Annotated in this window: 17 protein-coding genes, 2 tRNA genes, 3 rRNA genes, 1 other RNA gene and 1 pseudogene; 12 read left to right on the forward strand and 12 right to left on the reverse strand. The window is 38.7% G+C overall.

From position 1 onward, the window contains the following. Positions 1 to 57: 57 nt before the first annotated feature. The 4 genes and pseudogenes from METIN_RS07610 to lonB all read left to right on the forward strand — a co-directional run. A pseudogene (locus METIN_RS07610) lies at positions 58 to 171 on the forward strand (dTDP-4-dehydrorhamnose 3,5-epimerase family protein); the annotation flags it as partial. 1,279 nt (positions 172 to 1,450) lie between these two features. Beyond that, positions 1,451 to 3,685, forward strand: coding sequence for a DUF2206 domain-containing protein (locus tag METIN_RS06270; RefSeq protein WP_013100653.1), 2,235 nt, complete (start codon positions 1,451 to 1,453; stop codon positions 3,683 to 3,685). A gap of 491 nt (positions 3,686 to 4,176) precedes the next feature. Then, positions 4,177 to 4,749 (forward strand): DUF1616 domain-containing protein, encoded by a 573-nt coding sequence (locus METIN_RS06275; RefSeq protein ID WP_052294360.1) that lies wholly within the window; start codon positions 4,177 to 4,179, stop codon positions 4,747 to 4,749. A gap of 101 nt (positions 4,750 to 4,850) precedes the next feature. Further along, the gene (gene lonB / locus METIN_RS06280; protein WP_013100655.1) at positions 4,851 to 6,752 is read left to right on the forward strand and encodes an ATP-dependent protease LonB; all 1,902 of its coding nucleotides are present in this window, start codon (positions 4,851 to 4,853) and stop codon (positions 6,750 to 6,752) included. Here lonB and METIN_RS06285 read toward each other — a convergent pair. Further along, positions 6,735 to 7,571: an ATP-binding cassette domain-containing protein gene (locus tag METIN_RS06285; RefSeq protein ID WP_013100656.1), complete on the reverse strand. Its 837-nt coding sequence runs from the start codon at positions 7,569 to 7,571 to the stop codon at positions 6,735 to 6,737. The genes lonB and METIN_RS06285 overlap by 18 nt on opposite strands. 167 nt (positions 7,572 to 7,738) lie before the next feature. Between METIN_RS06285 and METIN_RS06290 the strand changes: the two genes are divergently transcribed. Then, positions 7,739 to 8,155, forward strand: coding sequence for a hypothetical protein (locus METIN_RS06290; RefSeq protein WP_013100657.1), 417 nt, complete (start codon positions 7,739 to 7,741; stop codon positions 8,153 to 8,155). On the opposite strand, the gene rimI is transcribed toward METIN_RS06290, so the two are convergent. Then, positions 8,156 to 8,629, reverse strand: coding sequence for a ribosomal protein S18-alanine N-acetyltransferase (rimI, locus tag METIN_RS06295; RefSeq protein ID WP_013100658.1), 474 nt, complete (start codon positions 8,627 to 8,629; stop codon positions 8,156 to 8,158). 7 nt (positions 8,630 to 8,636) lie between these two features. Further along, positions 8,637 to 10,949, reverse strand: a complete 2,313-nt coding sequence (locus METIN_RS06300; RefSeq protein ID WP_013100659.1) for a DEAD/DEAH box helicase — start codon at positions 10,947 to 10,949, stop codon at positions 8,637 to 8,639. A 66-nt stretch (positions 10,950 to 11,015) separates the two neighbouring features. On the opposite strand from METIN_RS06300, the gene METIN_RS06305 reads away from it, so the two are divergent. The 3 genes from METIN_RS06305 to selB are packed head-to-tail and all read left to right on the forward strand — an operon-like array spanning position 11,016 to position 14,107. Then, positions 11,016 to 12,323 carry an NCS2 family permease gene (locus METIN_RS06305; protein ID WP_013100660.1) on the forward strand — a complete coding sequence of 436 codons (1,308 nt, stop codon included), beginning with the start codon at positions 11,016 to 11,018 and terminating at the stop codon, positions 12,321 to 12,323. Positions 12,324 to 12,359: 36 nt separating this feature from the next. Next, complete coding sequence (locus METIN_RS06310) at positions 12,360 to 12,734, forward strand: Rpp14/Pop5 family protein (RefSeq protein WP_048203597.1); 375 nt, start codon at positions 12,360 to 12,362, stop codon at positions 12,732 to 12,734. Beyond that, positions 12,731 to 14,107: a selenocysteine-specific translation elongation factor gene (selB, locus tag METIN_RS06315; protein ID WP_013100662.1), complete on the forward strand. Its 1,377-nt coding sequence runs from the start codon at positions 12,731 to 12,733 to the stop codon at positions 14,105 to 14,107. Before METIN_RS06310 ends, selB begins: the two co-directional genes overlap by 4 nt. Here the strand turns inward: selB and METIN_RS06320 are convergent. Together METIN_RS06320 and METIN_RS06325 are read right to left on the reverse strand one after the other, a co-directional pair. After that, entirely contained in the window at positions 14,091 to 14,900 is an 810-nt protein-coding gene (locus tag METIN_RS06320; RefSeq protein WP_013100663.1) for a UbiA family prenyltransferase, read from the reverse strand. The genes selB and METIN_RS06320 overlap by 17 nt on opposite strands. Further along, complete coding sequence (locus METIN_RS06325; protein ID WP_013100664.1) at positions 14,872 to 15,333, reverse strand: methylated-DNA--[protein]-cysteine S-methyltransferase; 462 nt, start codon at positions 15,331 to 15,333, stop codon at positions 14,872 to 14,874. The genes METIN_RS06320 and METIN_RS06325 overlap by 29 nt, the downstream gene beginning before the upstream one ends. Positions 15,334 to 15,353: 20 nt before the next feature. Here METIN_RS06325 and tpiA point away from each other — a divergent pair, with 20 nt between their 5' ends. After that, on the forward strand, positions 15,354 to 16,007 hold the full coding sequence (gene tpiA, locus METIN_RS06330; RefSeq protein WP_013100665.1) for a triose-phosphate isomerase: 654 nt from the start codon (positions 15,354 to 15,356) through the stop codon (positions 16,005 to 16,007). Positions 16,008 to 16,022: 15 nt separating this feature from the next. After that, a complete protein-coding gene (locus METIN_RS06335; RefSeq protein WP_013100666.1) occupies positions 16,023 to 16,667 on the forward strand; it encodes a 2,5-diamino-6-(ribosylamino)-4(3H)-pyrimidinone 5'-phosphate reductase in 645 nt (214 codons plus the stop codon). Here METIN_RS06335 and METIN_RS06340 read toward each other — a convergent pair. Further along, positions 16,619 to 17,365 carry an ATP-binding protein gene (locus tag METIN_RS06340; RefSeq protein ID WP_013100667.1) on the reverse strand — a complete coding sequence of 249 codons (747 nt, stop codon included), beginning with the start codon at positions 17,363 to 17,365 and terminating at the stop codon, positions 16,619 to 16,621. The two genes, METIN_RS06335 and METIN_RS06340, sit on opposite strands and share 49 nt — an antisense overlap. Before the next feature lie 47 nt (positions 17,366 to 17,412). On the opposite strand from METIN_RS06340, the gene METIN_RS06345 reads away from it, so the two are divergent. After that, positions 17,413 to 18,180 carry a MinD/ParA family ATP-binding protein gene (locus tag METIN_RS06345; protein WP_013100668.1) on the forward strand — a complete coding sequence of 256 codons (768 nt, stop codon included), beginning with the start codon at positions 17,413 to 17,415 and terminating at the stop codon, positions 18,178 to 18,180. After that, entirely contained in the window at positions 18,181 to 18,975 is a 795-nt protein-coding gene (gene hisF, locus METIN_RS06350) for an imidazole glycerol phosphate synthase subunit HisF (RefSeq protein WP_013100669.1), read from the forward strand. 73 nt (positions 18,976 to 19,048) lie between these two features. Here the strand turns inward: hisF and rnpB are convergent. From rnpB to METIN_RS06380, 6 genes are all read right to left on the reverse strand, one after another. Then, an RNA gene (rnpB, locus tag METIN_RS07480) (RNase P RNA component) lies at positions 19,049 to 19,315 on the reverse strand. 27 nt (positions 19,316 to 19,342) lie between these two features. Beyond that, positions 19,343 to 19,457: ribosomal RNA gene (rrf, locus tag METIN_RS06360) — 5S ribosomal RNA — on the reverse strand. Positions 19,458 to 19,533: 76 nt separating this feature from the next. Continuing rightward, positions 19,534 to 22,522 (reverse strand): 23S ribosomal RNA (locus tag METIN_RS06365). A gap of 113 nt (positions 22,523 to 22,635) precedes the next feature. Then, positions 22,636 to 22,708 (reverse strand) — tRNA-Ala (locus METIN_RS06370). Between the two features lie 67 nt (positions 22,709 to 22,775). Beyond that, positions 22,776 to 24,258: ribosomal RNA gene (locus METIN_RS06375) — 16S ribosomal RNA — on the reverse strand. The 16S, 23S and 5S rRNA genes sit together here with 2 tRNA genes alongside, the layout of an rRNA operon. 202 nt (positions 24,259 to 24,460) lie before the next feature. Further along, positions 24,461 to 24,532: transfer RNA gene (locus METIN_RS06380), tRNA-His, on the reverse strand. Between the last annotated feature and the right edge of the window lie 3 nt (positions 24,533 to 24,535).

Genomic DNA, 24,535 nt, shown 5'->3' on the forward strand with positions numbered 1-24,535 from the left:
ATACTAATTGGCTTTGGTTGTCTATCCTTTATAGCATTTTTATATGAGGTGGAATAGATGCCTTTTGAGTTTGTGAGGTTAGAGATTCCAGGGGTTATATTAATAAAGCCAAAGGTGTTTGGAGATGAAAGAGGATTTTTTATGGAAACTTATAAGAAATCTGACTTTAAAGTATAAAAAAGTATAAAAATACTTATTTATCTTATTATGTTATGTTCATATATTTGGACAATTCCATAAAAGGATGGTTTATGTACTTGCAATTGATATATATACTTATAGAATAGAAATGTATAATATTATCATCCATCGATTTATTTAGTATACTTTTATAACAAAAACATTATATCGAAATTTGGTACATAACCAGGAGGAGTTGTCGAAAATTAAAAATTGATTATTATTGATTTATTACTTGATATTACTCTTATTAAAGTTTGTATGTTGTGAACTATCTATATTATATTAATACATTTCATTCTCCAATCTTACTGATAATTTTAAGTAGATTTTTTCCGTCTTGACCATATCTACTATCCCAAACAGCTGAAGTTATAGAAATTAAACCATAATCTTTATAATAACAAAGCTAAGATTGAAAGTTTATCATGAATTTGTTTTATTTAACCTTCTTTTTTGTAATATACATCAATCTGTTTATGGTAGCTCCGGTAGAATCTGATATATATAGCTTATCTGAACTTTTTAGAAGTTTATCAATTATTTCGTAAGTAATAGGGAGAATTTTAGATAAATCTTCTAAAGTAATTCTTTTAAATGACCTACCAAACGTAGAATGGTCAATATACGGATTAAACAGAGTTTTTGACAATGTTTCTAAATCTCTTAAACTTATTTTAAGGATAAATTTTATAATAAAGGCTGATATATACTGATTATATGATAATAAAGGATTTCTACCGACTCTACTAAACTTATTTTTGGATTCACCAAGTTAGTTATGGATAAAATTAAAATACAAGTTTGACGTAAATCAAAAAGTGAGCATCTTCTGTCCTATTTTTTCCAGTACTATTTTTACATTTTTATCCGCTCATACATTTTATTATCTCTTTAACTATATTCCATAATTTCATAATTTTTCGACAATCCCGACCAAGGATAAAAATTTATATAGGATAAAAGTTTTATCGAAAATTAGAATTATATGTAAAATTACATTTCTGTGGGGATGAAAATAAGGTTAAATATGAATTAACTTATATTTATATAAACGTCCTATAAATATATAATTATAATTATAATAACATAGTTTTAATAACTTAATACAAAATAGAAATTAAAATAACTTTTTATTGTTTCTAATATAATACTTGTTCTTATATTTTCGTTTAGATAATAAAATTTAATTTATGTTAATAAAAAATTTAATATATTTACTATATAACATAAAAATGCATAAAATTATATGGAAAACTGGTGATGAATCTTGAAAGTATTAAACCCACTTAAATTGCAAAATTGGGAGTTTAAAAAATTTTTGTTAGTAGTATTACTTCTTCAAATATCTCTATTAATATTATTTACACTAAAAAATAATTTTAAAGTAGAAACTTTTATTATAAAATCTTTAATTGGCTTTATTTACTTATCTTTTATTCCAGGTTATTTACTATTAAGAATACTAAGACTACATAATTTAAATACCATTGAAAGTTTTTCATATGCTTTGGGATTAAGCATATTTTTTGATATGCTTATTGGATTACTAATTAATATATTTTATCCAATGGTAGGAATTACTAATAAACCTATTTCAGAAATACCTATACTGTATACTATGGTTTCTATTATATTTATATTATGTATTTTTGCCTATTTTAGAGATAAAAATTATAATAGTCTAGATTTTATAGACATTAAAGATATTATAAATCCACAAGTCTTAATTTTAAGTTTAATTCCTTTTATGAGTATATTTGGAGTATATCTAATAAATTATTACAATTATAATATTTTATTAATGGCTATGATTATTATTATTGGAACACTTGTTTTGGTTATAGGATTTACAGATTATATAAAAAGTAAGTATTATCCTTATATTATTTGGCTTATAGCCTTTTCATTAGTGTATAGTGATACATTAATTGGAGATATTACAAAAATATATGATATGCAAAGATATTTTCCTAATTTAATAATTAATTTAGGATACTATGATTTAACAAAATATACAATTACATCTGCTACAATTTTAATATATTCAATTTTTATACCCATAGTAGTACTAATAACAAATTGTGATGTATCTATATTAACTAAATATTTGTTTCCACTATATTGGACTTTTGTTCCTATATTAATATATAATTTTACATGTAATTATTTAAATAATTTATTAACTAAAAAAGATGCGTTTTTTACATCTTTTTTATATATATCATTACCTGCCTTTTTTACACATCCAGTAATATTTCTCTTAAAACAAATATTAGCTAATTATATGTTATTATTATTTATAAATGTATTATTTAACAATAATATTAATAATACTTCTAAATATATTTTATTAGTTTTTGTATCATTTTCATTAATTTGGTCACATTATGGAACTTCAGCTTTAGTTTTTAATATGTTAGTTTGGACTTGTATTTGTATTTTTATTTGTACATATATATTTAATTATAAAGATATCAAAAGTGTATATAAAAAAATAATAAATATTACACTTATATATATAGTAATTTATACATCATGGTATATATATATAAGCCACGCGTCAGTTATAAGTACATTGATATTCTTAATTTTATCATCAATAAATAATACAATTTATGAAAAATTTAATCCTGAAATCTCAGGAGGAATTATTATATTAACTACTATAGTTGGATTTTGGAATTTTATCCAAAAACTTATTATTATCTTTTTTATATTCTGCTCATTATTAGGAACATTATATTTATTTTTAAATATATTTTTAAATAGAAGTATTAATAATAACTATGGTAATTATATAGTAATATATATATTCATGTCATTGTATTTTATTACCTTATTTATTATTATGTTTTTACCAAATATGAGTGTTATGGGTATTGGGAGAATATATTTAGTATCATTTGCAATTATTGCACCTAATATAATTATTGGATATAAATATTATTCAATAGTAATAAATAAATTATTTAAGTTATATTTTAAAATAGATTTACCAATATTTAATATAAAATATTTATATATATTAATAACATTCTTTTTATTGATTACTACTGGTTTTATAAATGAAATTACCAAAATAGATCCTCCTATGTTTGTTATTCTTAATAAGAATTCTGTTTTAAATAGTAATAATATAATTAGTATAGGATCTTACTATCATCGAGTAATATATTATACTGATCTATGTAGTGGAATGTGGTTCTCAAAATATTATAATAAAAAATTTTATGTATATGAGGCTGGGGGAGGATGGACTTTAGAAGAATATGGAATAATCCCACGTAAAAAAATACGAAAATTAAAAATAACACAAAAATATATTGGAAATAACTCATATGTTTATTTTAGTTTAATAAATATAAAAGGAATATGGGAAAGTTTACATAAGTCTAAAAATGTAATAATATATAAGAATATTACTAACCTCAATATTTACAATTACATAAAAGAAGTTAATAAAATATATAATAACGGTGGAAGTACAGTGTACTTATCTTAATTTTTTAATAGAAGTTATTAAAAAATATGAAATATAGTTAAAGAGATAATAAAATGTATGAGCGGGTAAAAATGTAAAAAGAAAAGAAAGGAATATACGAGTAGAGTCTTTAAAATAAGTACAACTACAATACTTAGGTGGATTAAAGATTTTAAAAAACTAAATAATACAAGTAAGAACGTTTAAGCTTAATGGAGCAAATACATTTAGAAATAGACGAAGTACTCTTTCGTTAGATCTATAAGAATAATAAGGCATGGATATGGATAGCAATCGATAAAAATACTGAGCTAATCATAGCTCATAAAACGTGCAATAGATCAGAAGGATCACTTAAAAAACTTCTTAATTTAATTAATAAAAGTAATATCAAGTAATAAATCAATAATAATCAATTTTTAATTTTTCGACAACCTCATTTTAAGAACAAACTTTATATTTTTATAGACTTTTAACTAATTTGTTCTAAAATTTATATGGCTTGTGAAAAAATGAATGAAAAATTAGAAAAAATCTTAACAACAATTTTATTAATAATTTTGATATTATGTATAATTGGGACTATTTATATATTTACTCATCCTAAACAGATGGAATACTTTACTGAATTTTACATCTTAGGGCCAGAAGGAAAAGCTTATGATTATCCTACAGAGCTTTATGTGAATGAAACAGGTTCAGTAATTATTGGAATTGTGAACCATGAAGGAAAGGTTATGAACTACACTGTAGAGATTTGGTTAGTTAATGGCACTTATGAAAATGGCTCTCTTATTATTCATAATATGTACTTCTTAGATAAATTTAATGTAACTTTGCCACCAAAACCTATTAGTATAGAGAAATGGGAACCTCAGTTTGAAAAGAGATATAACTTCACAATAAGTAAGCCAGGAAATTATCAACTGTGGTTTTTGCTATTTAAAGGAAATTACCCCAAGCTTCCATTTAAGTTGGTTAAGTGGAAAGACTATGCAAATACAACAGCCAAGGAGAGAATATACTGGGCTGAGGAAAATAAGATATTAAGTTTAAAATTAAATATCAAAGTTAAGGAAATTTAATTTTATCTTTAGCTTTATATATTATATTTCCTATTTTACAATTTTGAACAATCTCATACTTATAATTTAAATCTTCAAATTAACTAATAAAGGTGTTTTACATGTTTTCAGTTAAATTTAAAACCACTGAAGAATTGCCAGAGCCTTCACCAAGATTAATAGACCAAGTTATAGGGCAGGATGAAGCTGTAAAGATTGTTTTATCAGCTGTGAAGAATAAAAGAAATGCTATTTTACTTGGTGAGCCAGGAGTAGGGAAGTCAATGATAGTTAAGGCTGTTGGTGAAATTTTAGATGAGTTTGGAGAATTTACACCTTACTATGTAATAGCCAAGCCAAATTTAAAAAATATGGAGAGGCCAATAGTTGAAGTTATTGATGGCTACTATAAAGAGAAAAAGAAAGAATTACCAAAGATTAATTTTAATGCTCCAAGTCCATTTACTCTTTTAATAGTCATGATTATAGCTATCTTAGTTTCTCAGATGATAATTAAAACTATGCCAGCTGACTACCTCTTAGCAGCTGTGGCAATAACCTCTATGATAGTTCTAATCTTTGGCTTTATTATTGTCTTCTCATCTTTGTTAGGGGCAAGGGCTTCAATGCCCTCTGTAAGTCCATCAGACTTAGAGCCAGTTTTACTATATGAGTGTAAAAAGAGGCCTTTAGTAAGGGCCTCAGCTTACAATGTGACAAGGCTGTTAGGAGATGTTAAGCACTGTCCTCTTGGAGGTAAGCCACCTTTGGGAACTCCTCCACATAAGAGGATAATATTAGGAGCTATACATGAGGCTCATAGAGGAATCCTCTATGTTGATGAAATTAAAACTATGCCCTTGGAGGTTCAAGACTATATACTAACTGCCTTACAAGATAAAAAATTACCAATAAGTGGGAGAAACCCTAACTCAAGTGGAGCTACAGTGGAAACTAACCCTATCCCCTGTGACTTCATCTTAATCATGTCAGGGAATATGGATGACATCTACAATTTAAGGGCTCCATTAGTTGATAGAATAGACTATAAGATAGTGTTAAAGGATAAGATGGACAACACCTTAGAAAATAGGGATAAGATTTTACAGTTTATAGTCCAAGAGATAAGGAATAATAAGTTAAACCATATGACTTATGAAGCCTGTTGTGAGATTGTTAAAATAGCCCAGTATCTTGCTGGATCAAAGGATAAGTTAACATTAAGGTTAAGGTTACTTGCCAACATAATAAAGATGGCAAATGACTTAGCCATGGGTAAGGAGATTGAGGAGATACTAAAAAACTTTAAAGATAAGGATTATAAGCCACTTGAAAAAAAAGGGAAGGTTTATATTGATGCTGAACATGTAAGGAAGGTTTTTGAGTCAGGAATTTACAGCATGGAGAAACAAGTGGCTATAAACTATATTAAAAACTTTAAAAGATATAAACATATTGTTCCAAATGATACTCCAAAGGTTGGAGTTATCTATGGCTTAGCAGTCCTTGGTAGAGGAGGAGTTGGAGATGTGACTAAAATAGTGGTTCAAATCTTAGAGTCTAAGAATCCAGCTACTCATCTATTAAACATTAGTGGAGACATAGCTAAGCACTCAATAACCTTAGCTTCAGCTCTCTCTAAGAAGTTAATAGCCAATGGAAAACTACCACTACCAAAGAAAGATATTGATCTAAGTGATAAAGAGATTTATATACAGTTTAGCCAATCCTACTCCAAAATTGATGGAGACAGTGCAACAGCAGCAGTTTGTTTAGCTATAATCTCAGCTCTCTTAGAGATTCCTTTAAAGCAAGACTTTGCCATAACTGGAAGCTTAGATTTAACTGGAAATATCTTAGCTGTTGGAGGCATTAATGAGAAAATAGAGGCTGCTAAGAGGTATGGGTTTAAGAGAGTTATTATCCCAGAGGCTAATATGATTGATGTCATAGAGAGGGAAGGAATAGAGATAATTCCAGCAAAGACCTTAGATGACATAATTCCTTTAGTTTTTGACTATTAAGTCTTTTAAAATTCTCCTTGCTTCTCCAATGGTGAAGCCTAAGTCTACTGGTAAGTGGTCTTTTTTATTTAAAATTTCTAAGAGATGGGCTACCCTTGGTAATCTTAAATTAGCTTTTCTTAAAGTATTGACATCTCTAAAAACCTCTCTTGGCTCTCCTTCCTTTAAAATTTTACCATCATACATAATATAAACTCTATCAGCATAAACTGGGACAAGGTCAACATCATGGGTTGAGATGATTATAGTTATCCCTCTCTTATTTAGATCATAGAGAAGTTTCATAATCTTAGAGGCTCCTATAGGGTCTAAGCCAGCTGTTGGCTCATCTAAGACTATAATTTCTGGCTCCATGGCTAATACTCCAGCTATAGCTACTCTCTTCTTTTGCCCTCCACTTAGATGATGTGGAACTTTATTTTCAAAGCCTTCCAAGCCAACAGCTTTTAAAGCCTCTTTAACCCTTCTCTCCACCTCTTCCTTAGGTAAGCCTAAGTTTAATGGCCCAAAGGCCACATCATCCTTAACAGTTGGAGCAAATAACTGATCATCAGGATTTTGGAAAACAATTCCCACAGTTTTCCTAACCTCAAGTAATGACTTTTTATCATACTTTATAGGCTTTCCTTTGATAAGAACTTCTCCCTTAGTTGGTCTTAAGATTCCATTGAAGTGTAAAAATAGGGTTGTCTTTCCCACACCATTAGGTCCAAGTAAGGCAACCATCTCTCCTTTTTTGACTTTAAAATTTACCCCTTTTAAAACCTCTGTTCCATCAGGGTAGCTATAATGTAAATCCTTAGTCTCTAAGATGTACATAACAACACCACAAAAGAAATTTTGATTATGGTTAAAGAAGTTTTTAAGAGTATATAATAATTTTTAATTCTACTTGTGTTCATAATTATGGAACTTTCTTTCACAACTTAGTAACATATATATACAAAGTGGAACAAAGGTTCATATAAAAAGATTAAGGTGAGAAAATGGTTAGTGAATTTATAAAACTAATAGAGGAGGGTAAAGTAGAGGAGCTTATGAAAAGGTTAGATGAGGTTAAAGGTGATGCTAACTTAGAAATAATAGCCTTAAAGTTAATTGAAAGTGGTTATTTAAAAGAAGCTGAAGAAGTGGCTAAGAGAATTAAAGCTACAGGGTTAAGAGATGAGGTTTTAAGAAAGTTAGCCATCTCTTACATCTCCAAGGGAGAGGATAAGAAAGCTATAGAGTTGGCTAAAGAGATAAGAACTGAGTCAGATTTAGAAAAGATAGCTTTAGCTTTAATTGAGAAGGACAAGTTTAGAGAGGCTTTAGAAGTTATAGCCTTGATAAAGTCAAAGGCTATAAAGGAAGAGCTATTATTAAAGATTATAGACATCTTGTTAAAAAAGTTGAATATGTAATTACCATAGGCTAACTACTAATATTCCCTTAGCTCCTTCTCTTTTTTTAATCATTAATATAGCATCTTCTCCATCTTCATAGTAGTTGGGGATCAACTTCCTATCCTTATAGCCCATCTTGTAATAAAATTTCCTTGCAACAATGTTAGAGACTCTAACCTCTAAGATGATATAGTTGCACTTTAAGACATTAAAGTAATAGTGTTCCAAGGTTTTTAAAAGCTTCTCTCCAATTCCTCTTCTTCTAAACTCTTTTTTCACTGCTAAGGAAACTATATGTCCATTTCCCCAGTCCAATGTTCCAAGGATGTAGCCAACTACTCTACCATTGAGTTCAGCAACATAAAATAGATTTGGATACATTGCCCAAAGTCCTAAGATTAAGTTCCTTGGGTAAGGTTTCCTAAAGGCCTCTCTCTCTATCTCTTCAACTTCATCTATGTCTTCACTTTTAAACCTTCTAATTAAAACCATAGCTTTCTCACTTCTTATATTCTGTTGTTAAAACCTCTCTTATCTTCTTAGCCCTCTCCTCTCCAACACCTTCAACTCTCATCAACTCTCTCTCAGAGGCTGTAAATACATTCTCAACAGTTTTGAAATGCTCTAACAATCTCTCAGCCAAGGCTCCACCAACATCTGGGAGAGATTCAACAATAAACTTCTGCCTCTCTTGGAGTGTCATAGCTCTCTTTCCATATCTTATACTCACTGGCCTCTTCTCCTTTAATTGCTCCCTCTCAGCTATTTTTATAATGTAGTCAGCTGTTTCTTCCCTATCTTTTGTAAAGATTATTGGAATTCTATAGTCTAAGATGATAGAAAGGATAGCTCCTTTAATAGCATTCTCATGTATTCTACTAAAGTTATTGCCCTCAATTATTAATATAGGCCTCTCAACCTTTTTTAAGTCCTTCAGTTGGTTAAATAATCTCTTATCTATAATAGAATTGACAAAGTCCTCATCAGTTTTTCGCTCTATAACAACTCTGTCACTCACTATATAGTCTCCTAACTCCAAGGTTTTTAGCTCAACTTCTGCTTTCTCACTTAATAACTTAGCCATCCCTTTCTCTCTAACATCAACAATAATTTTAATCTTCTTTTTCCCTGTCTCTTTTTTCTCTTCCTCTCTCTTCTCTTCTTTACCTGAGCTTTTTAAAAAGTCTAATAAGGTTAGCTTCCTCTTCTCCTCTTTAGGTTCTTCTTTTTTCTCTTCCTCTTTCTTCTCTTCTTTAGTTTCTATTTTTTCCTCTTTATCTTCTTTTTCCTCTAAATATTCCTTCTTAATTGGATCCTCTCCATACTTCTCCTTTAACTTCTTCTCTATAGCTTTACAGATAGCCCTTAAAGTTCTCTTCATCTCCCTCTCTTTCTTTAGAGCACTCCAATAGTATGCTTCATCACTTGTTCCTTTACTTATTAAGATATAACAAGTTCCACCCTCTCCTCTCATTGCCCTTCCTCTTCTCTGTATAGTCCTTATCTCAGAGGGAACAGGCTCAAAGAAGATGACATAATTAACAGCTGGAATGTCAATTCCTTCCTCAGAGACACTTGTTGAAACTAAGACTTGCCCCTCTCTTTTAAATCTCTCAATGGCTTCAACCTGCTGCTTTTGACTCATCCCTTTTCCATCCCTACAGGATTGGCCAATAAACTTTATAGCCTTAATTCCATTCTTCTCCAAGAGACTAACAATTTTATCAACAGTATCTCTATATTGGGCAAAAACAATAATTCTTTCATCCTTATTTTTCTCTAAGATGCTTTTTATTAACTCCAATAGCTTTGGATACTTTGGATGCTCAACATTTAAAGACTTTAGTAAATTGACAGCCTTCTTAACCCTCTCATCACAAACCACATTTTTAGCAGACTTTGACCTCTGTAAAGAAAGCTTTTCAATATACTTTAAAAAGACATCTTTCCCTTGAGATTCTAAGAGTTCCTTAGCATACATTAATTTTAAAGCCTCTGAGCATTTCTTTATCAATTCATACTTTACCTCATCATCATAGGAAAAGAGCTTATTGTTTAACTCTAAAAGCTCTGTCTTAGTAACATTTATTGAATCTATAACCCCATGATCCTTTAAAAATTTCAATCTCTCTTTTAAGGCATCATCTAACAACTTTAAAGCTTTTTTAAACTCTTCTAGCAACTCAACTCTTATGGGAATCATTCTAACCTTAGCTACATAGGGTTTAACATCTTCATCACTCTCATCTCTAAACTCAATCCTCTTTATTCCTAAGTTTTCACAGATCTCCATAACCTTATCTACATCATGCCCAGGAGATGCTGTTAAGGCTAAGATATGACATTTATCTTTAAAGCTCTTAGCAACAAAGGCATAGGCATGGTTTCCAACTGTATGATGAGCCTCATCAGCTATTAGTAGGATGAAATCATCTACTTTTAACCTCCCTGATAAGATGTCATTTTCAATCACTTGAGGAGTGGCTATAAAGATTTTCCCCTCTCTATAAATCTTTTCTCTCTTTGCTGGAGGAATTTTTCCAGTTATTGCCACAATTCCATCAATATTTAAGATATCTTTAAAAGTTCTGTAATGTTGCTCAACTAAAGGCCTTGTTGGAGCAATAATTAAAACTTTTCCATCTTTTTTAGTTAGTAACCCAGCTATCACTAAGGCAGCTATTGCAGTCTTCCCTAAACCTGTTGGTAAAACCACTAATGTATTATCCTTTAATGCACTTGCAGCTATTAACTGTTGGTAAATTCTTGCCTCTAACTTATTTGGCTTTATAAATTTATGCTCAACATACATAGGAACCACAATTATAAATAAATCCAAATTTTAAACTAATATTATTTAGTGTTGTGAGGTGAGGCTATGAAAGAGTTAATAGAGAAGTATTTTGAGTTTGATAAATATAATACTGATTTTAAAACTGAGATCTTAGCAGGCTTAACTACCTTTATGACAATGGCTTATATCATCTTTGTCAATCCTCAAATTCTCAGCCAGGCAGGGATGGACTTTGGAGCTGTTATGGTAGCTACTTGCTTAGCTTCAGCTATAGCCACTTTAATCATGGGTTTATATGCAAAATATCCCTTTGCCTTAGCTCCAGGGATGGGGTTGAATGCTTACTTCACCTATGGAGTCTGCTTAGGGATGGGAATAGACTGGAGAGTTGCCTTAGGAGCAGTGTTTATTTCAGGAGTTCTCTTTGTTATATTAACCTTAACCAAAGTAAGGAGTTGGATCTTCAATGCCATCCCAAATGCTATAAAGTATGGAACAGCTGCAGGGATTGGTTTATTTATAGCTTTCATTGGACTAAAAAATGCTGGAATTATTGTTAGTAGTAAAGCTACTTATGTAACCTTAGGGAACTTATTAGAGCCTTATCCTCTGTTAGCCATGTTTGGGATCTTCTTAACTTCTATCTTGGTTAGTAGAAATGTTATAGGTGGAATTCTCTTAGGAATTATTATAACTTCTCTCATAGGAATGCTCTTAGGAATCTCTCCATTCCCTTCAGGAATCATCTCTATGCCACCATCAATAGAGCCAACATTTTTAAAGCTTGACATATTAGGGGCTTTAAACCTTGGACTTCTCACTATAGTTATGGCCTTCTTCTTTGTTGACCTCTTTGACACCCTCGGAACACTTAGCGCTCTCGCTTCCCAAGCTGGATATCTAAAAGATGGAAAACTGCCAAGATTGGAAAAGGCTCTGATGGCTGATTCCACTGGAACAGTTATAGGCTCACTGTTGGGAACTTCAACAGTTACAACCTATATAGAGTCTGCAAGTGGTATAGCCCTTGGAGGGAGAACTGGCTTAGTGGCTGTTGTTGTCTCTATACTATTTTTATTAGCCCTCTTCTTCTATCCTGTAGTTAAAGCCATTCCTCCCTATGCCACAGCTTCAGCCCTTGTTATAGTTGGAGCCTTAATGATGAAAGCTATTAAGGTTATAGATTGGGATGACTACACTGAAGCTATTCCTGCATTTATCACTTTATTGACAATTCCTCTAACTTTCAGTATAGCTACTGGTTTAGCTCTTGGTTTTATAACCTATCCAATCTTAAAAGTAGCCACTGGTAGATGGAGAGAGGTTCACTGGCTTGTTTATCTCTTAGCCATCATCTTTGCCCTTAGATTTATCTATCTTGGGAATTCATAAAACTTTTTTATTTTTATTAAGAGGGTTAAGATGGAGATGCTTAAACCACTACCACCAACATTAAGGGAAAAAAAGAGATACTTAGCAATAAAAATTTTATATGAAGATGAGATAAGTGAAGGGGAATTTATAAGATTGTTAAGAGATGCTTCTCTAAAGTTTATTGGCTATTGGGGAACAGCTAAAGCCAACCCTTGGCTTGTTTATTATAACTACCCTTATGCCATAGTTAGATGTCAAAGGGATCATGTTGATTTTGTTAAATCCTCTCTAATCTTAGTTAGAGAATTTAAAGATAAGCCTATAAATATTATATGCCTTGGAGTTTCTGGGACTATAAGGAAGGCTAAGATTAAATTTTTAGGGATTAAGCCAAAAAGATGGTTCTTAGTTAAGAGGGAGAAAAAATGAATGTTAATATTGGATTGTTTGGGCATATAGACCATGGAAAAACAGAGCTTGCTAAGAGGTTAACTGAAATCCCTTCAACCTCAGCCTTGGATAAGCCAAAGGAGTCTAAGCTTAGAGGAATTACTGTAGACCTTGGCTTCTCCTCTTTTAAGTTAGATAAATATAATGTAACCCTTGTAGATGCTCCAGGACATGCAGAGCTTATAAGAACTGCTATAGGTGCTGGGAGTATAATAGATATGGCTATCTTAGTTGTAGATGCTAAAGAGGGGCCTAAGACACAGACAGGAGAGCATTTGTTAGTCCTTGATCTTTTAAAGATTCCTACCATTGTAGCCATAAATAAGATAGATATTGCCACAGAGGAAGAGATTAAGAGGACAAGGACTTTAATGGAGCAAATATTAAAATCAACAAAGAATTTAAAGAACTCTAAAATAGTTTTAATCTCAGCTAAGACAGGAGAAGGGATAGAGAAGTTGAAGGAAGAGATTAAAAATCTCTTGGATAGTTTAGAGATAAAGAGGGATGTAAATAGCTTCTTCAAGATGCCTATTGATCATGCATTTAAAATTAAAGGGGTTGGCACTGTAGTCACTGGAACCATTCACAAAGGTAGAGTTAGGGTTGGAGACTCTCTTAAAATCTTACCAATAAACTATGAGGTTAAGGTTAAATCTATCCAATGCTTTAAGAAGAGTGTTGATAAAGCTGAAGCTGGAGATAGGGTAGGGATGAACATTATAGGGGTTGAGCCAGAGAACATTTTTAGAGGCTGTATCTTAACATCAAAGGATAGTAAGTTAAGAGTAACTGACCAATTTGTTGCAAAAATTAGGGTAGTTGATCTCTTCAAATATAACTTAGCTCCAAAAATGAAGGTTCACTTACACATGAACCTCTTAACAGTTACAGCTACTATAATCCCTTTTACTCACTATAAAGGACACTCTATAGTATTAAAAGAGGTTAAAGCTGGCTCTTCTTGTTACTGCTTAATAAAGCTTGATGAAAAGATTGTTGTTGAGGAGAAGGATAAAATACTGATCCTTAGACTTGATCTCCCTCCAACAACCTTAAGGATAGCTGGCTTTGGAGAGGTTTTAAGCTTTGACATTCCAGAGTTAAAGAAACTTGTTATTAAAGAGGGAAGAGTTGTTAAAAAGAAGGGTAGAATGGTTGTAGAGGGCTTGGCTCAAAGTAAAGCTTCAGCTGAGAGGTTAGTAGGGGAGAAAGTTTATATTCCAAGTAAAAATATAGAAGGGAAAATTATTGATACCTTTGGAACTAAGGGAAATCTGTTAGTGGAATTTAATGGAGAGGTTGAGCATGGAGACAAGGTTATCTTAGAGAGGATTAGAAGCTGGGGATAACTGAAGAAATTAAAAAAATAAGTACTATTACAAGCATAACCTTCTTAATGTCAGAGGAAACTTCCCTATTTTTCAAAGCTTTATAGCAAAGGTAGAGTAGGAGAAGATCACAAACTAAAACTCCAAGTAAATAAAACTTTCCAAAAATTTTTAATATGTAAGGGAGGGGGCTTAGAATAATAGCCAACAAAATTAAAAAAGTGGCTATATAGAGAGCTTTTTTATTAATTAAGATTGGTAGAGAGACAACATTCTCTTTTTTATCTCCTTCAATATCTTCATAGTCTTTAATTATCTCCCTTCCCCAAGTGGCTAAGAAGGAACAGAGGAAGAGGATGAAAGAGGGATAGAAGTTTTTCCCAGCCACAGCTCCAAATAGGAAGGTTGAGCCAGTTAAGTAACTTACTATAACATTTCCAATAGGCTTAAATCTCTTAAAGAATCTTGCATACAAAAAGAGGAGAAGAGAATTGATAAAAGCTATTAAAAAAGCTAAAAAATTTATGAAGATAGAGAGAAGTAAGCCAACAGCTAAGAAAGAGATGGCTAAAATTTTAGCCTCTTTTAAACTAACTTTCCCTGAAGGTAGGGGACGATGAGGTTTATTGATCTTATCTATCTCTATGTCATAGATATCATTAATAATATTCCCAAATCCACAAATGAAAAAGATAACAAGGAAAATTAATAAAGCTATTGTAGGAGAGGAGCCTTTTGAAATAATATAACCAACAATTCCACTAATTCCAGCTAAGACACAATTTTTAAATCTTATTAGCTCTAAGTAATGCATTTCTTTCCCTCTCTAAGATTTTGATCTTCTCCTCAACTCCATACTTGTAACCTCCAACTCCATCCTTGGCTATGACCCTATGACAGGGAATAATTAAAGGGAGGGGATTTTTATTTAAAGCCCTTCCTACAGCCCTTGGAGAGCTCTTTAATTTCTCAGCAAGTTCTCCATAAGTAATGGTTTCTCCAAAGGGAATTTTACAAACCTCTTTTAAAACTCTTTTTGTGAAATCAGAGGTTAAGAGCTTAAACCTTATTCTCTTCCTTGCCTCTTTGTCAGAGAGTTCTGCAAGGTAAAGTTTTAAGATAATTTTAGCTATCTCTTCTCCATCTTCAGAATAGCCTTCCAACTTACACTTTAAAGGAATTGTGTTTTCAACAAGATAACCATCTTTAAATATTAAGCCAATGTAGTAATTATTTATCTTTATCATAATCTCAACCAGGTGGGAGCTTGATAATAATCATTAACTACAAAACCTATAAAGAAGGTTTAGGAGAGAGAGGGAAAGAGATAGCTGAGATAGCTAAGAAAGTTTCTGAAGAGAGTGGGGTGGAGATAGCTGTAGCTCCTCAGTATGTTGATCTAAGGGAGATAGCTAAGATAACCAAATGTTATGCTCAACATGTTGATAACATAAAACCAGGAAGTTTTACAGGCCATATTTTGCCAGAGAGTATAAAAGATGCTGGAGCTGTTGGAACATTGATAAATCACTCTGAGAGAAGATTACTATTATCAGATATAGAGGAAATAATAAAGAGATGTAGGGAGTTAAGCTTAGAAACAGTGGTTTGTACCAACAATATAAATACTTCAAGGGCTGTAGCCACTTTAAAGCCAGACTATATAGCTGTTGAACCTCCTGAGTTGATAGGAACAGGAATTCCAGTTTCTAAGGCAAATCCTGAGATTGTTGAAGGAACAGTTAGAGCTGTCAAGGAAATTGATAAAGATATTAAAGTTCTCTGTGGGGCAGGAATATCTAAGGGAGAGGATGTTAAAGCTGCCTTAGAGCTTGGAGCTGAAGGAGTTTTATTAGCTTCAGGGGTGGTTAAGGCTAAGGATCCTGAGGCTGTGATAAGAGACTTAATAAAATATATTTAATTAAAGGGTTCAGATATGAAGCCCTATGTTATCTCAAATGTTGGCATGTCCTTGGATGGGAAGTTGGTGACTGTTGGAGGAGATTCAAGAATTTCATGTGAAGAAGACCTAATTAGGGTTCATAAACTTAGGGCTAAGGTAGATGCTATAATGGTTGGTATTGGGACAGTTCTTAAAGATGATCCAAGATTGACAGTTCATAAAATAAAGAGTGAAAAAAATCCTATAAGGATAGTGGTTGATAGCTCTTTAAGAATTCCTCTAAATGCAAGGGTCTTAAATAAAGAAGCTAAGACAATTATAGCTACAACAGAGAAAGCTAATAAAGAAAAGATTAAAGCCCTTGAAAATTTAGGGGTTGAAGTTATAGTATGTGGAAAGGAGAGAGTTGATTTAAAAAAGTTGATGGAAATCTTGTATGAGAAAGGAATTAGAAGTATCTTACTTGAAGGAGGAGGAACACTAAATTGGAGCATGTTTAAAGAGGGCTTAGTTGATGAAGTCTCTGTTTATATAGCCCCTATGATCTTTGGAGGAAAGAGTGTTAGCTATGTAGATGGAGAAGGATTTAAAAGTGTAGATGAGGCTGTTAAATTAAAATTAAAAAACTTTTACAAGTTAGGAGAAGGAATAGTTTTAGAGTTTGATGTAATAAAGTGAGCTATCTTTTCTATCTCCTCCACAGGCTCTAACTCTTCTCCAAGTAAGCATTTCCTTACAATCTCTCTGTTCTCTTTTATAACTCCTAAGATTTTATCCTTATCTAACCTATCCAAGAGTATCTTTAAGGTTTCATCATCAGCCTTATTTATAATAAAATAGTAATTCTTTCCTAACCTTTGGCAAATATCTTTAACCTTCTCAGCAAAATTTAGAGATTCTAAGGTTGGATCTACAATTAATATTATTAGGTCACAGCTCTCTTCAACTCCTCTACCAAAGTGCTCTAAGCCTGCTTCAGTGTCAATTATAGTATAGCCATCAAAATCAAGGTTATTTAAAAGCTCTTTTAGTAATGCTCCAATTGGACAGGCACAGCCTTCTCCAAAGTCATGGATTTTCCCAATGGTTAAAAAATAAATGTTATCTTTTTTGGTTAAATACTCTTTTATATCATTAAGGCTAATCTTATTTTTAAAGAGCTTTTCACTTCTCTTAAGCTTCTTAAACCCTTCTCTCCCACCAATGTAATTTATAAACTCTTTCCCTCTCTCAATGCCCAAGAACTTATTTAAGGTTAAGTTTGACTCATCTCCATCAATAACTAAAACCTCTTTATCCTTGGAGAGGCTCTTAGCCAACATAGCTGTAATAGTGCTTTTTCCAACTCCTCCCTTACCAATAATAGCTATCTTCATATAAATTCACATCCCTTAAATTTTATAGAAAATCAAAGGTGAAGAAAATGAGTTTAAAAGTAGGGTTCTTCAACTTACAAGGTGGAACAGGAAAGACAACAGTGGCAGCAAACTTTGCCTATGTGTTAAGTGAATTTACAAAAACCTTACTTATAGATTGTGATGTCTACTGTGGAACCATAGGTTTAATCTTTGGCTTAGAAGATAAAGAGCATAACTTAAACACCTACTTAAATGGAGAGTCTACAAGTGAAGAGATTATCTATAGTTATGATGAGCTTGATGTAATACATGCTGATGTAACCTCTAAGGCCTTTGGGTATAAGGTAGATATTGATAGATTCTCAGAGTTAATAAGTGAGATTTCAGATAGATATGACATAATAGTTATAGATTTCCCTCCAAATATAACTGAGGGTAGTTTAGTTTTTAACTATATTGGAGAAGAGGATTTAATAAACAAAATGATTATTGTTGGAGAAGATAGTATTCCAGGAATAATTAATTCTCTGAAGAGTATAGACTTGGCCAATGACTTTAGTATAGAAACTGCTGGAATTGTCATAAATAAATTTAAGAATGTATCTGACTTAACAGAGATTGCTGATGATCTCTTAGCAGTACTACCATATAGTGAAGAAGTGGAGAGGCAGTGGGTAGAGAGTGCTCCAATAGTTAAGTTGAATAGAAGAAATAAATTCTCAAAAAGTATGATAGACTTTACTCATACTATATCAAAAGAGCTATTGGAGAAAGACTTAACTACCTTAAGAGCCATAAGGTTGGCAAAAGAGATAGGAATGAGGGAGGAGTAAATGTTGGCTAAGAGAATAATCCCATGCTTAGACATTAAAAATGGGAGGGTTGTGAAGGGTACAAGATTTTTAAATCTAAGGGATGCTGGAGACCCTGTAGAGTTAGCTGAGTACTATGACAATGAAGGAGCTGATGAATTAGTTTTTTTAGACATTACAGCATCAGCTGAGAAGAGGAAGATAATTATAGATGTTGTTGAGAAAACTGCTGAAAAAGTTTTTATTCCTCTAACTGTTGGTGGAGGGGTTAAAGAGATTGAAGACTTTAGAGCCCTACTAAATGCTGGGGCTGATAAAGTATCAGTGAACACTGCAGCAGTGAAAAACCCTAACCTTATTAGAGAAGCAAGTGAAATCTTTGGTAGTCAGTGTGTTGTTGTGGCAATAGATGCTAAAAGAAACTATAATAGAGAGGAAGGGAAAAACTTGGTTAAGGTTGAAGATGGATATTGCTGGTTTGAAGTCTATATCTATGGAGGGAAGAAGGGGACAGGAATAGATGCTATAGATTGGGCTAAAAGGGTTGAAGAGTTAGGGGCTGGAGAGATACTATTAACAAGTATAGACAAGGATGGAACAAGAGAAGGTTATGATCTCTACTTAACAGAGGCTATTTCAAAAGCTGTTAATATCCCAGTTATAGCCTCTGGTGGAGCTGGAAAGCCAGAGCATGTATATGAAGCTCTTAAAATAACTGAAGCTGCTTTAATGGCTGGAATCTTACATTATGGAGAGTATACAATAGAGGAGATAAAAAGATATTGTAAAGAGAGAGGAATTCCTATAAGACTTTAAATTATTTTTATTTTTCTATTTTAATTTAAATATTTAAATTTATAGATATAATTATAAAAAATAAAAATATGGAGTAAGAGGGCTATAGCCCGCCTTCTGTAATTTCGGTGGCATTCGGCTAAGCGCCTTTTCGGCTTGCACCCCTCAGGGGCTGGAGGAGAGCCCGTTTCACCGGTTCCCTGGAAGTCCTCAACTTTTTCTATCATTGTCATCTCTTCCAGGGCCGTGTCGTTTCTGTTGCTCTTCTCCCTCCCTCTCGGGAGTTGCCCCTTCATCTCTTTATGGGGTGGGCGGAACTTCCTCCCTCCTAAGTTGGAGGGACAGCCACCAGCCCTCTTACTCCATAAGATAAGGTTTAAAAAATAGTGGCCGGCGGCGTCGCCCCTTTCCCGCCAGAAGGCAGTACTCGGGGCATCGCTGGGGGGCTTAACTTCCGAGTTCGGAATGGGATCGGGTGTAGCCCCCCCGCTATGGCCGCCGTACCAGATGGCTAAATTATTGGAAAGCAAAAAAATGGTGGGCCGCGCATAGGCCCCAAGCCCTTTAAGTGTCTGGACACCCTGCTGGGCTTGGGGCGATTAGTACCCGCGGGCTGAACGCCTCGCCTTAACGGCTCGGCGCTTACACCCCGGGCCTATCAACCCCCTCTTCTAGGGGAGCCCCATGGCCGCCTATTTTCGGGGAGGGTTTCGGGCTTAGATGCCTTCAGCCCTTATCCCTTAGCGCGTAGCTGCCCGGCAGTGCCCTGTCGGACAACCGGTAGACCAGAGGCGCCGGCGGCTCGTTCCTCTCGTACTAGAGCCACCTTCCCCTCAGGCGGCCAACACCCCCGGCAGATAGCAACCGAACTGTCTCACGACGTTCTAAACCCAGCTCACGATCCCCTTTAATGGGCGAACAGCCCCACCCTTGGGCCCTGCTGCAGGCCCAGGATGGGAAGAGCCGACATCGATGTAGCAAGCCGCGGGGTCGATATGGGCTCTTGCCCGCGACAACTCTGTTATCCCCGGGGTAGCTTTTCTGTTATCCCTGGCCCCCATCGGTGAGGCACAGGGGTTCGCTAGGCCCGGCTTTCGCCTCTTGGTCGGCCTCTTTTACCGACCAAGTCAGGCCGGCTTTTGCCCTTGCACTCAACGGCGGAGTTCTGACCCGCCTGAGCCGACCTTTGGGCCCCCCTGATGCCTTTTCAGGGGGGTGCCGCCCCAGCCAAACTGCCCACCTGCCGGTGTCCCCCCTCTCGGGGGTTAGGGACGTGGCCATGGGTGGGTGGTGTCCCATGGGCGCCTCCACCCTCCCCGGAGGGAGGGCTTCGACGGCTCCCACCTACGCTGTGCACCCACGGCCACGCCCCAACGACAGGCTGCAGTAAAGCTCCACGGGGTCTTCGCTTCCCGCCGGGGGTCTCCGGCCTTTGCACCGGAAAGGTAGGTTCACCGGGATCCGGCCCGGGACAGTGGGGGTCTCGTTACGCCATTCATGCAGGTCGGAACTTACCCGACAAGGAATTTCGCTACCTTAAGAGGGTTATAGTTACCCCCGCCGTTTACCGGCGCTTCGCCCGGTTGTACCCGGGTTTCACGTACCGGCACTGGGCAGGCGTCGGCCTTGGTACACACCCTTACGGGCTAGCCAAGACCTGTGTTTTTATTAAACAGTCGGACCCCCCTGGCCACTGCGACCTGCGGTCCCCTCACTAAGGAGAGGACCGCAGGCACCCCTTCTCCCGAAGTTACGGGGCCAATTTGCCGAGTTCCCTGGGCCGGATTACCCCGACACGCCTTAGGATACTCGCCTAGGGGCACCTGTGTCGGTTCTGGGTACGGTCACCGGGGATCCTTGCTGGCTCCCTTTTCACGGGCTCCAGGGCTCAGCCGAACCCTCCATAAGGAGGGCCCATCACGCTTTTGCCCGGTTCTCGCCATTACGGCACTCCCCGGGCTTATGCGCTTGGCCACCCCGACGGGGGTGGTCGGCCTACCCCGAAGCGTCGGAAGCCAGCCCTTGCGTTGCCGCACGTACCCCGGTGGCGCGGGAATATTAACCCGCTTCCCTTTCCCCCCTGAGGGAATTACCCCGGGGGTTAGGACCGGCTAACCCACAGCTGACGACCATTGCTGTGGAAACCTTGCCCCTTCGGCGGTGGGGATTCTCGCCCCACTTTGCTGTTACTACTGCCGGGATTCTCGTTCCCACGGGGTCCACTCGACCTCACGGCCGAGCTTCTACCCCCGCGGGACGCCCCCCTACCGGATCGCCTTTCGGCGCCCCCGGGTCTCGGCGGCCGGCTTAGCCCCCGTTATCTTCGGGGCCCCCGACCTCGGCGGGTGAGCTGTTACGCACTCTTTAAAGGATGGCTGCTTCTAAGCCTACCTCCCCGCTGTCTTAGGCCGGGGACACCCTTCTCATTTACACTTAGCCGGCACTTAGGGGCCTTAACCCGGGTCCCGGGTTGTTCCCCTCTCGGACGTACGGCTTACCCGTACGCCCTCACTCGGGGGCTACGGCGATGACGGGTTCGGAGTTCGACAGGGTGGCGAGGGCTCTCGCCCCCTAACCACCCTATCGGTGGCTCTACCCCGCCATCTACCTAACCCCCGGCTGACCTGCGGGTCATTTCGGGGGGAACCAGCTATCTCCGGGCTCGATTGGCTTTTCACCCCTAGACCGGGGTCAGAGGAGCCCTTTGCAAGGGAACACCCCTGCGGGCCTCCACCCCCCTGATGGGGGGCTTCACCCTACCCCGGCCTAGATCGCCCGGTTTCGGGTCGTACGGGTGTGACTCCGGGCCCTTTCAGACCCCGGCCCTCGCCCAGAGGGCTGCGGCCCTGTCGGTTTCCCTACGCCTTCGGCCTTGAAGGCCTTAGGCTCGCCACACCCGTACACTCCCCGGCCCGTTTTTCGAAACGGACGGCACGACCCCGGCATGCCCCTCCTCGTACTCCCTCCTCGCGGAGGTTTCCTTCGGAGGGGTTACCTTGAGGGCCGTGCCATTCCGTACCCGCCTGGTTTCAGGCTCTTTTCACCCCCCGACAGGGGTGCTTTTCAGCTTTCCCTCACGGTACTAGTTCGCTATCGGTCTCGGGACGTATTTAGGGTTGGAGGCCTAATGTCCCCCAGCTTCCCGCGCGATATCCAACGCGCGGTACTCAGGAATCTCCCGAGCCCCTGGCTGGTTACGCCTACGGGGCTTTCACCCTCTATGGCGCCCCATTCCAGGGGACTTCGGCTTCCCAGCCGAGGGGCTTATGGGAGATCCTGCAACCCCACATCTCCCTACCCTTTCGGGTAGGGATTCAGTTTGCCCTGTGCCGGTTTCGGTCGCCCCTACTCCCGGCATCTCGGTTGATTTCTTTTCCTGCGGGTACTCGGATGTTTCTTTTCCCCGCGTTCCCGCTCCTTACGGAGCGCCCCGAAGGGCAGGAAGTCCCATTCGGGAATCCCGGGATCGAAGGCTGCCTGCGCCTCCCCCGGGCTTATCGCAGCTTGCCACGCCCTTCGTCGGCGCCCGAGCCGAGCCATCCACCAGGCGGGCTGGTGCCCGGCAGGGTGTCCAGATTTCACCAGGGCTTGGGGCCTATGCGCGGCCCTCATGTTTTTATCGGGCCTCAGCCCACAACCCCTTTAAGAGATTGTGGGCCTCATCTATTAAAAAATAAAAAGTGGACCCGGTGGGATTTGAACCCACGGCCTCCGGCTTGCAAGGCCGGCGCTCTCCCAGCTGAGCTACGGGCCCACTTGGCTTATGAGGCAAGCCCACGGCTGGTTAGGGTACCCCTTTGCAGTAGGAGGTTTATTTTCTCGGGAGGTGATCCAGCCGCAGGTTCCCCTACGGCTACCTTGTTACGACTTCGCCCCCCTCGCCGAACCCAGGTTCGACCCCACCCTTGCGGATGGGGCCTCACCTGGGCTCGACTCGGGTGGCGTGACGGGCGGTGTGTGCAAGGAGCAGGGACGCATTCACCGCGCCATGGTGAGGCGCGATTACTACGGATTCCGGCTTCACGAGGGCGAGTTACAGCCCTCGATCCGGACTACGACCGGGTTTAGGGGATTAGCTCCCCCTTTCGGGGTCGCATCCCATTGTCCCGGCCATTGTAGCCCGCGTGTAGCCCAGGGGATTCGGGGCATGCGGACCTGTCGTTGCCCGCACCTTCCTCCTCCTTAGCGGAGGCGGTCCCCCATGAGTGCCCCTCCCCCGGAGGGGAGGATGGCAACATGGGGCACGGGTCTCGCTCGTTACCTGACTTAACAGGACGCCTCACGGTACGAGCTGACGACGGCCATGCACCACCTCTCGGCGCGTCTGGCAAGGTCGTCAACCTGGCCTTCATCCTGCCGTCGCCCCTGGTGAGATTCCCGGCGTTGAATCCAATTAAACCGCAGGCTCCACCCGTTGTAGTGCTCCCCCGCCAATTCCTTTAAGTTTCAGTCTTGCGACCGTACTCCCCAGGCGGCGGACTTAACGGCTTCCCTTCGGCACCGCGTGCCCCCGAAGGGCACGCGACACCTAGTCCGCAGAGTTTACAGCCGGGACTACCCGGGTATCTAATCCGGTTTGCTCCCCCGGCCTTCGTCCCTCACCGTCGGACCCGTTCCAGCCGGGCGCCTTCGCCACAGGTGGTCCCCCAGGGATCAACGCATTTCACCGCTACCCCTGGGGTACCCCCGGCCTCTCCCGGTCCCTAGCCCGGCAGTATCCCTGCCAGCCCCGCGGTTAAGCCGCGGGATTTAAGCAGGGACTTACCGGGCCGGCTACGGACGCTTTAGGCCCAATAACAGTGGCCACCACTTGGGCCGCCGGTATTACCGCGGCTGCTGGCACCGGACTTGCCCAGCCCTTATTCCCGGAGCTGTTTACACTCCGGAAAAGCCCTCCCAGAGGGAGGGCACTCGGGGTCCCCCCGTCGCGCTTTCGCGCATTGCGGAGGTTTCGCGCCTGCTGCGCCCCGTAGGGCCTGGACCCGTGTCTCAGTGTCCATCTCCGGGCTCCCCCTCTCAGGGCCCGTACGGATCGTAGGCTTGGTGGGCCGTTACCCCACCAACTACCTAATCCGCCGCAGCCCCATCCTCGGGCGCCCTTACGGGCTTTCGGGGAGGGATCATTCCAGACCTCCTCCCCTATGGGGGATTAGCCTCAGTTTCCCGAGGTTATCCCCCACCCGAGGGTAGGTTAGCCACGTGTTACTGAGCCGTTCGCCGGTGCTCCCCAAAAGGGGAGCCCCTTGACTCGCATGGCTTAGTCGGACCCCGATAGCAGTGGCCTCCGGCAGGATCAACCGGAATTAAATGGAGTACGGTCGCAAGAAAGGATAAAACCTTTCTTGCGCCTCCTACTGCAAAGGGGTTTTACCCCCAGCCGTGGGCTTGCCTCAGTCCCGACCCTCCCGGATCGGGAACGCATTTCATTTGCACCCTATAGGGGAGGGGAGATAATTGTAATGTTTTTAGGTTTAGAACAATTTATGAGAAAAAAATAAAAAATAAGGGCCGGGACCGGGAATTGAACCCGGGTCAGGGGATCCACAGTCCCCCAGGATGGCCACTACCCCACCCCGGCCAC

It is taken from the genome of Methanocaldococcus infernus ME (genome assembly GCF_000092305.1).
Taxonomy (GTDB): Archaea; AGJL01; Methanococci; order Methanococcales; family Methanocaldococcaceae; genus Methanocaldococcus; species Methanocaldococcus infernus.

Excerpts from the sequence above, each read along its gene's own strand:
- METIN_RS06305 (WP_013100660.1), top strand. The coding sequence starts at position 11,016 with ATGAAAGAGTTAATAGAGAAGTATTTTGAGTTTGATAAATATAATACT.
- METIN_RS06285 (WP_013100656.1), bottom strand. The coding sequence starts at position 7,571 with ATGTACATCTTAGAGACTAAGGATTTACATTATAGCTACCCTGATGGA.
- METIN_RS06310 (WP_048203597.1), top strand. The coding sequence starts at position 12,360 with ATGCTTAAACCACTACCACCAACATTAAGGGAAAAAAAGAGATACTTA.
- METIN_RS06300 (WP_013100659.1), bottom strand. The coding sequence starts at position 10,949 with ATGTATGTTGAGCATAAATTTATAAAGCCAAATAAGTTAGAGGCAAGA.
- lonB (WP_013100655.1), top strand. The coding sequence starts at position 4,851 with ATGTTTTCAGTTAAATTTAAAACCACTGAAGAATTGCCAGAGCCTTCA.
- hisF (WP_013100669.1), top strand. The coding sequence starts at position 18,181 with ATGTTGGCTAAGAGAATAATCCCATGCTTAGACATTAAAAATGGGAGG.
- rimI (WP_013100658.1), bottom strand. The coding sequence starts at position 8,629 with ATGGTTTTAATTAGAAGGTTTAAAAGTGAAGACATAGATGAAGTTGAA.
- METIN_RS06335 (WP_013100666.1), top strand. The coding sequence starts at position 16,023 with ATGAAGCCCTATGTTATCTCAAATGTTGGCATGTCCTTGGATGGGAAG.
- METIN_RS06325 (WP_013100664.1), bottom strand. The coding sequence starts at position 15,333 with ATGATAAAGATAAATAATTACTACATTGGCTTAATATTTAAAGATGGT.
- METIN_RS06290 (WP_013100657.1), top strand. The coding sequence starts at position 7,739 with ATGGTTAGTGAATTTATAAAACTAATAGAGGAGGGTAAAGTAGAGGAG.
- METIN_RS06340 (WP_013100667.1), bottom strand. The coding sequence starts at position 17,365 with ATGAAGATAGCTATTATTGGTAAGGGAGGAGTTGGAAAAAGCACTATT.
- METIN_RS06275 (WP_052294360.1), top strand. The coding sequence starts at position 4,177 with ATGAATGAAAAATTAGAAAAAATCTTAACAACAATTTTATTAATAATT.
- METIN_RS06320 (WP_013100663.1), bottom strand. The coding sequence starts at position 14,900 with ATGCATTACTTAGAGCTAATAAGATTTAAAAATTGTGTCTTAGCTGGA.
- selB (WP_013100662.1), top strand. The coding sequence starts at position 12,731 with ATGAATGTTAATATTGGATTGTTTGGGCATATAGACCATGGAAAAACA.
- METIN_RS06345 (WP_013100668.1), top strand. The coding sequence starts at position 17,413 with ATGAGTTTAAAAGTAGGGTTCTTCAACTTACAAGGTGGAACAGGAAAG.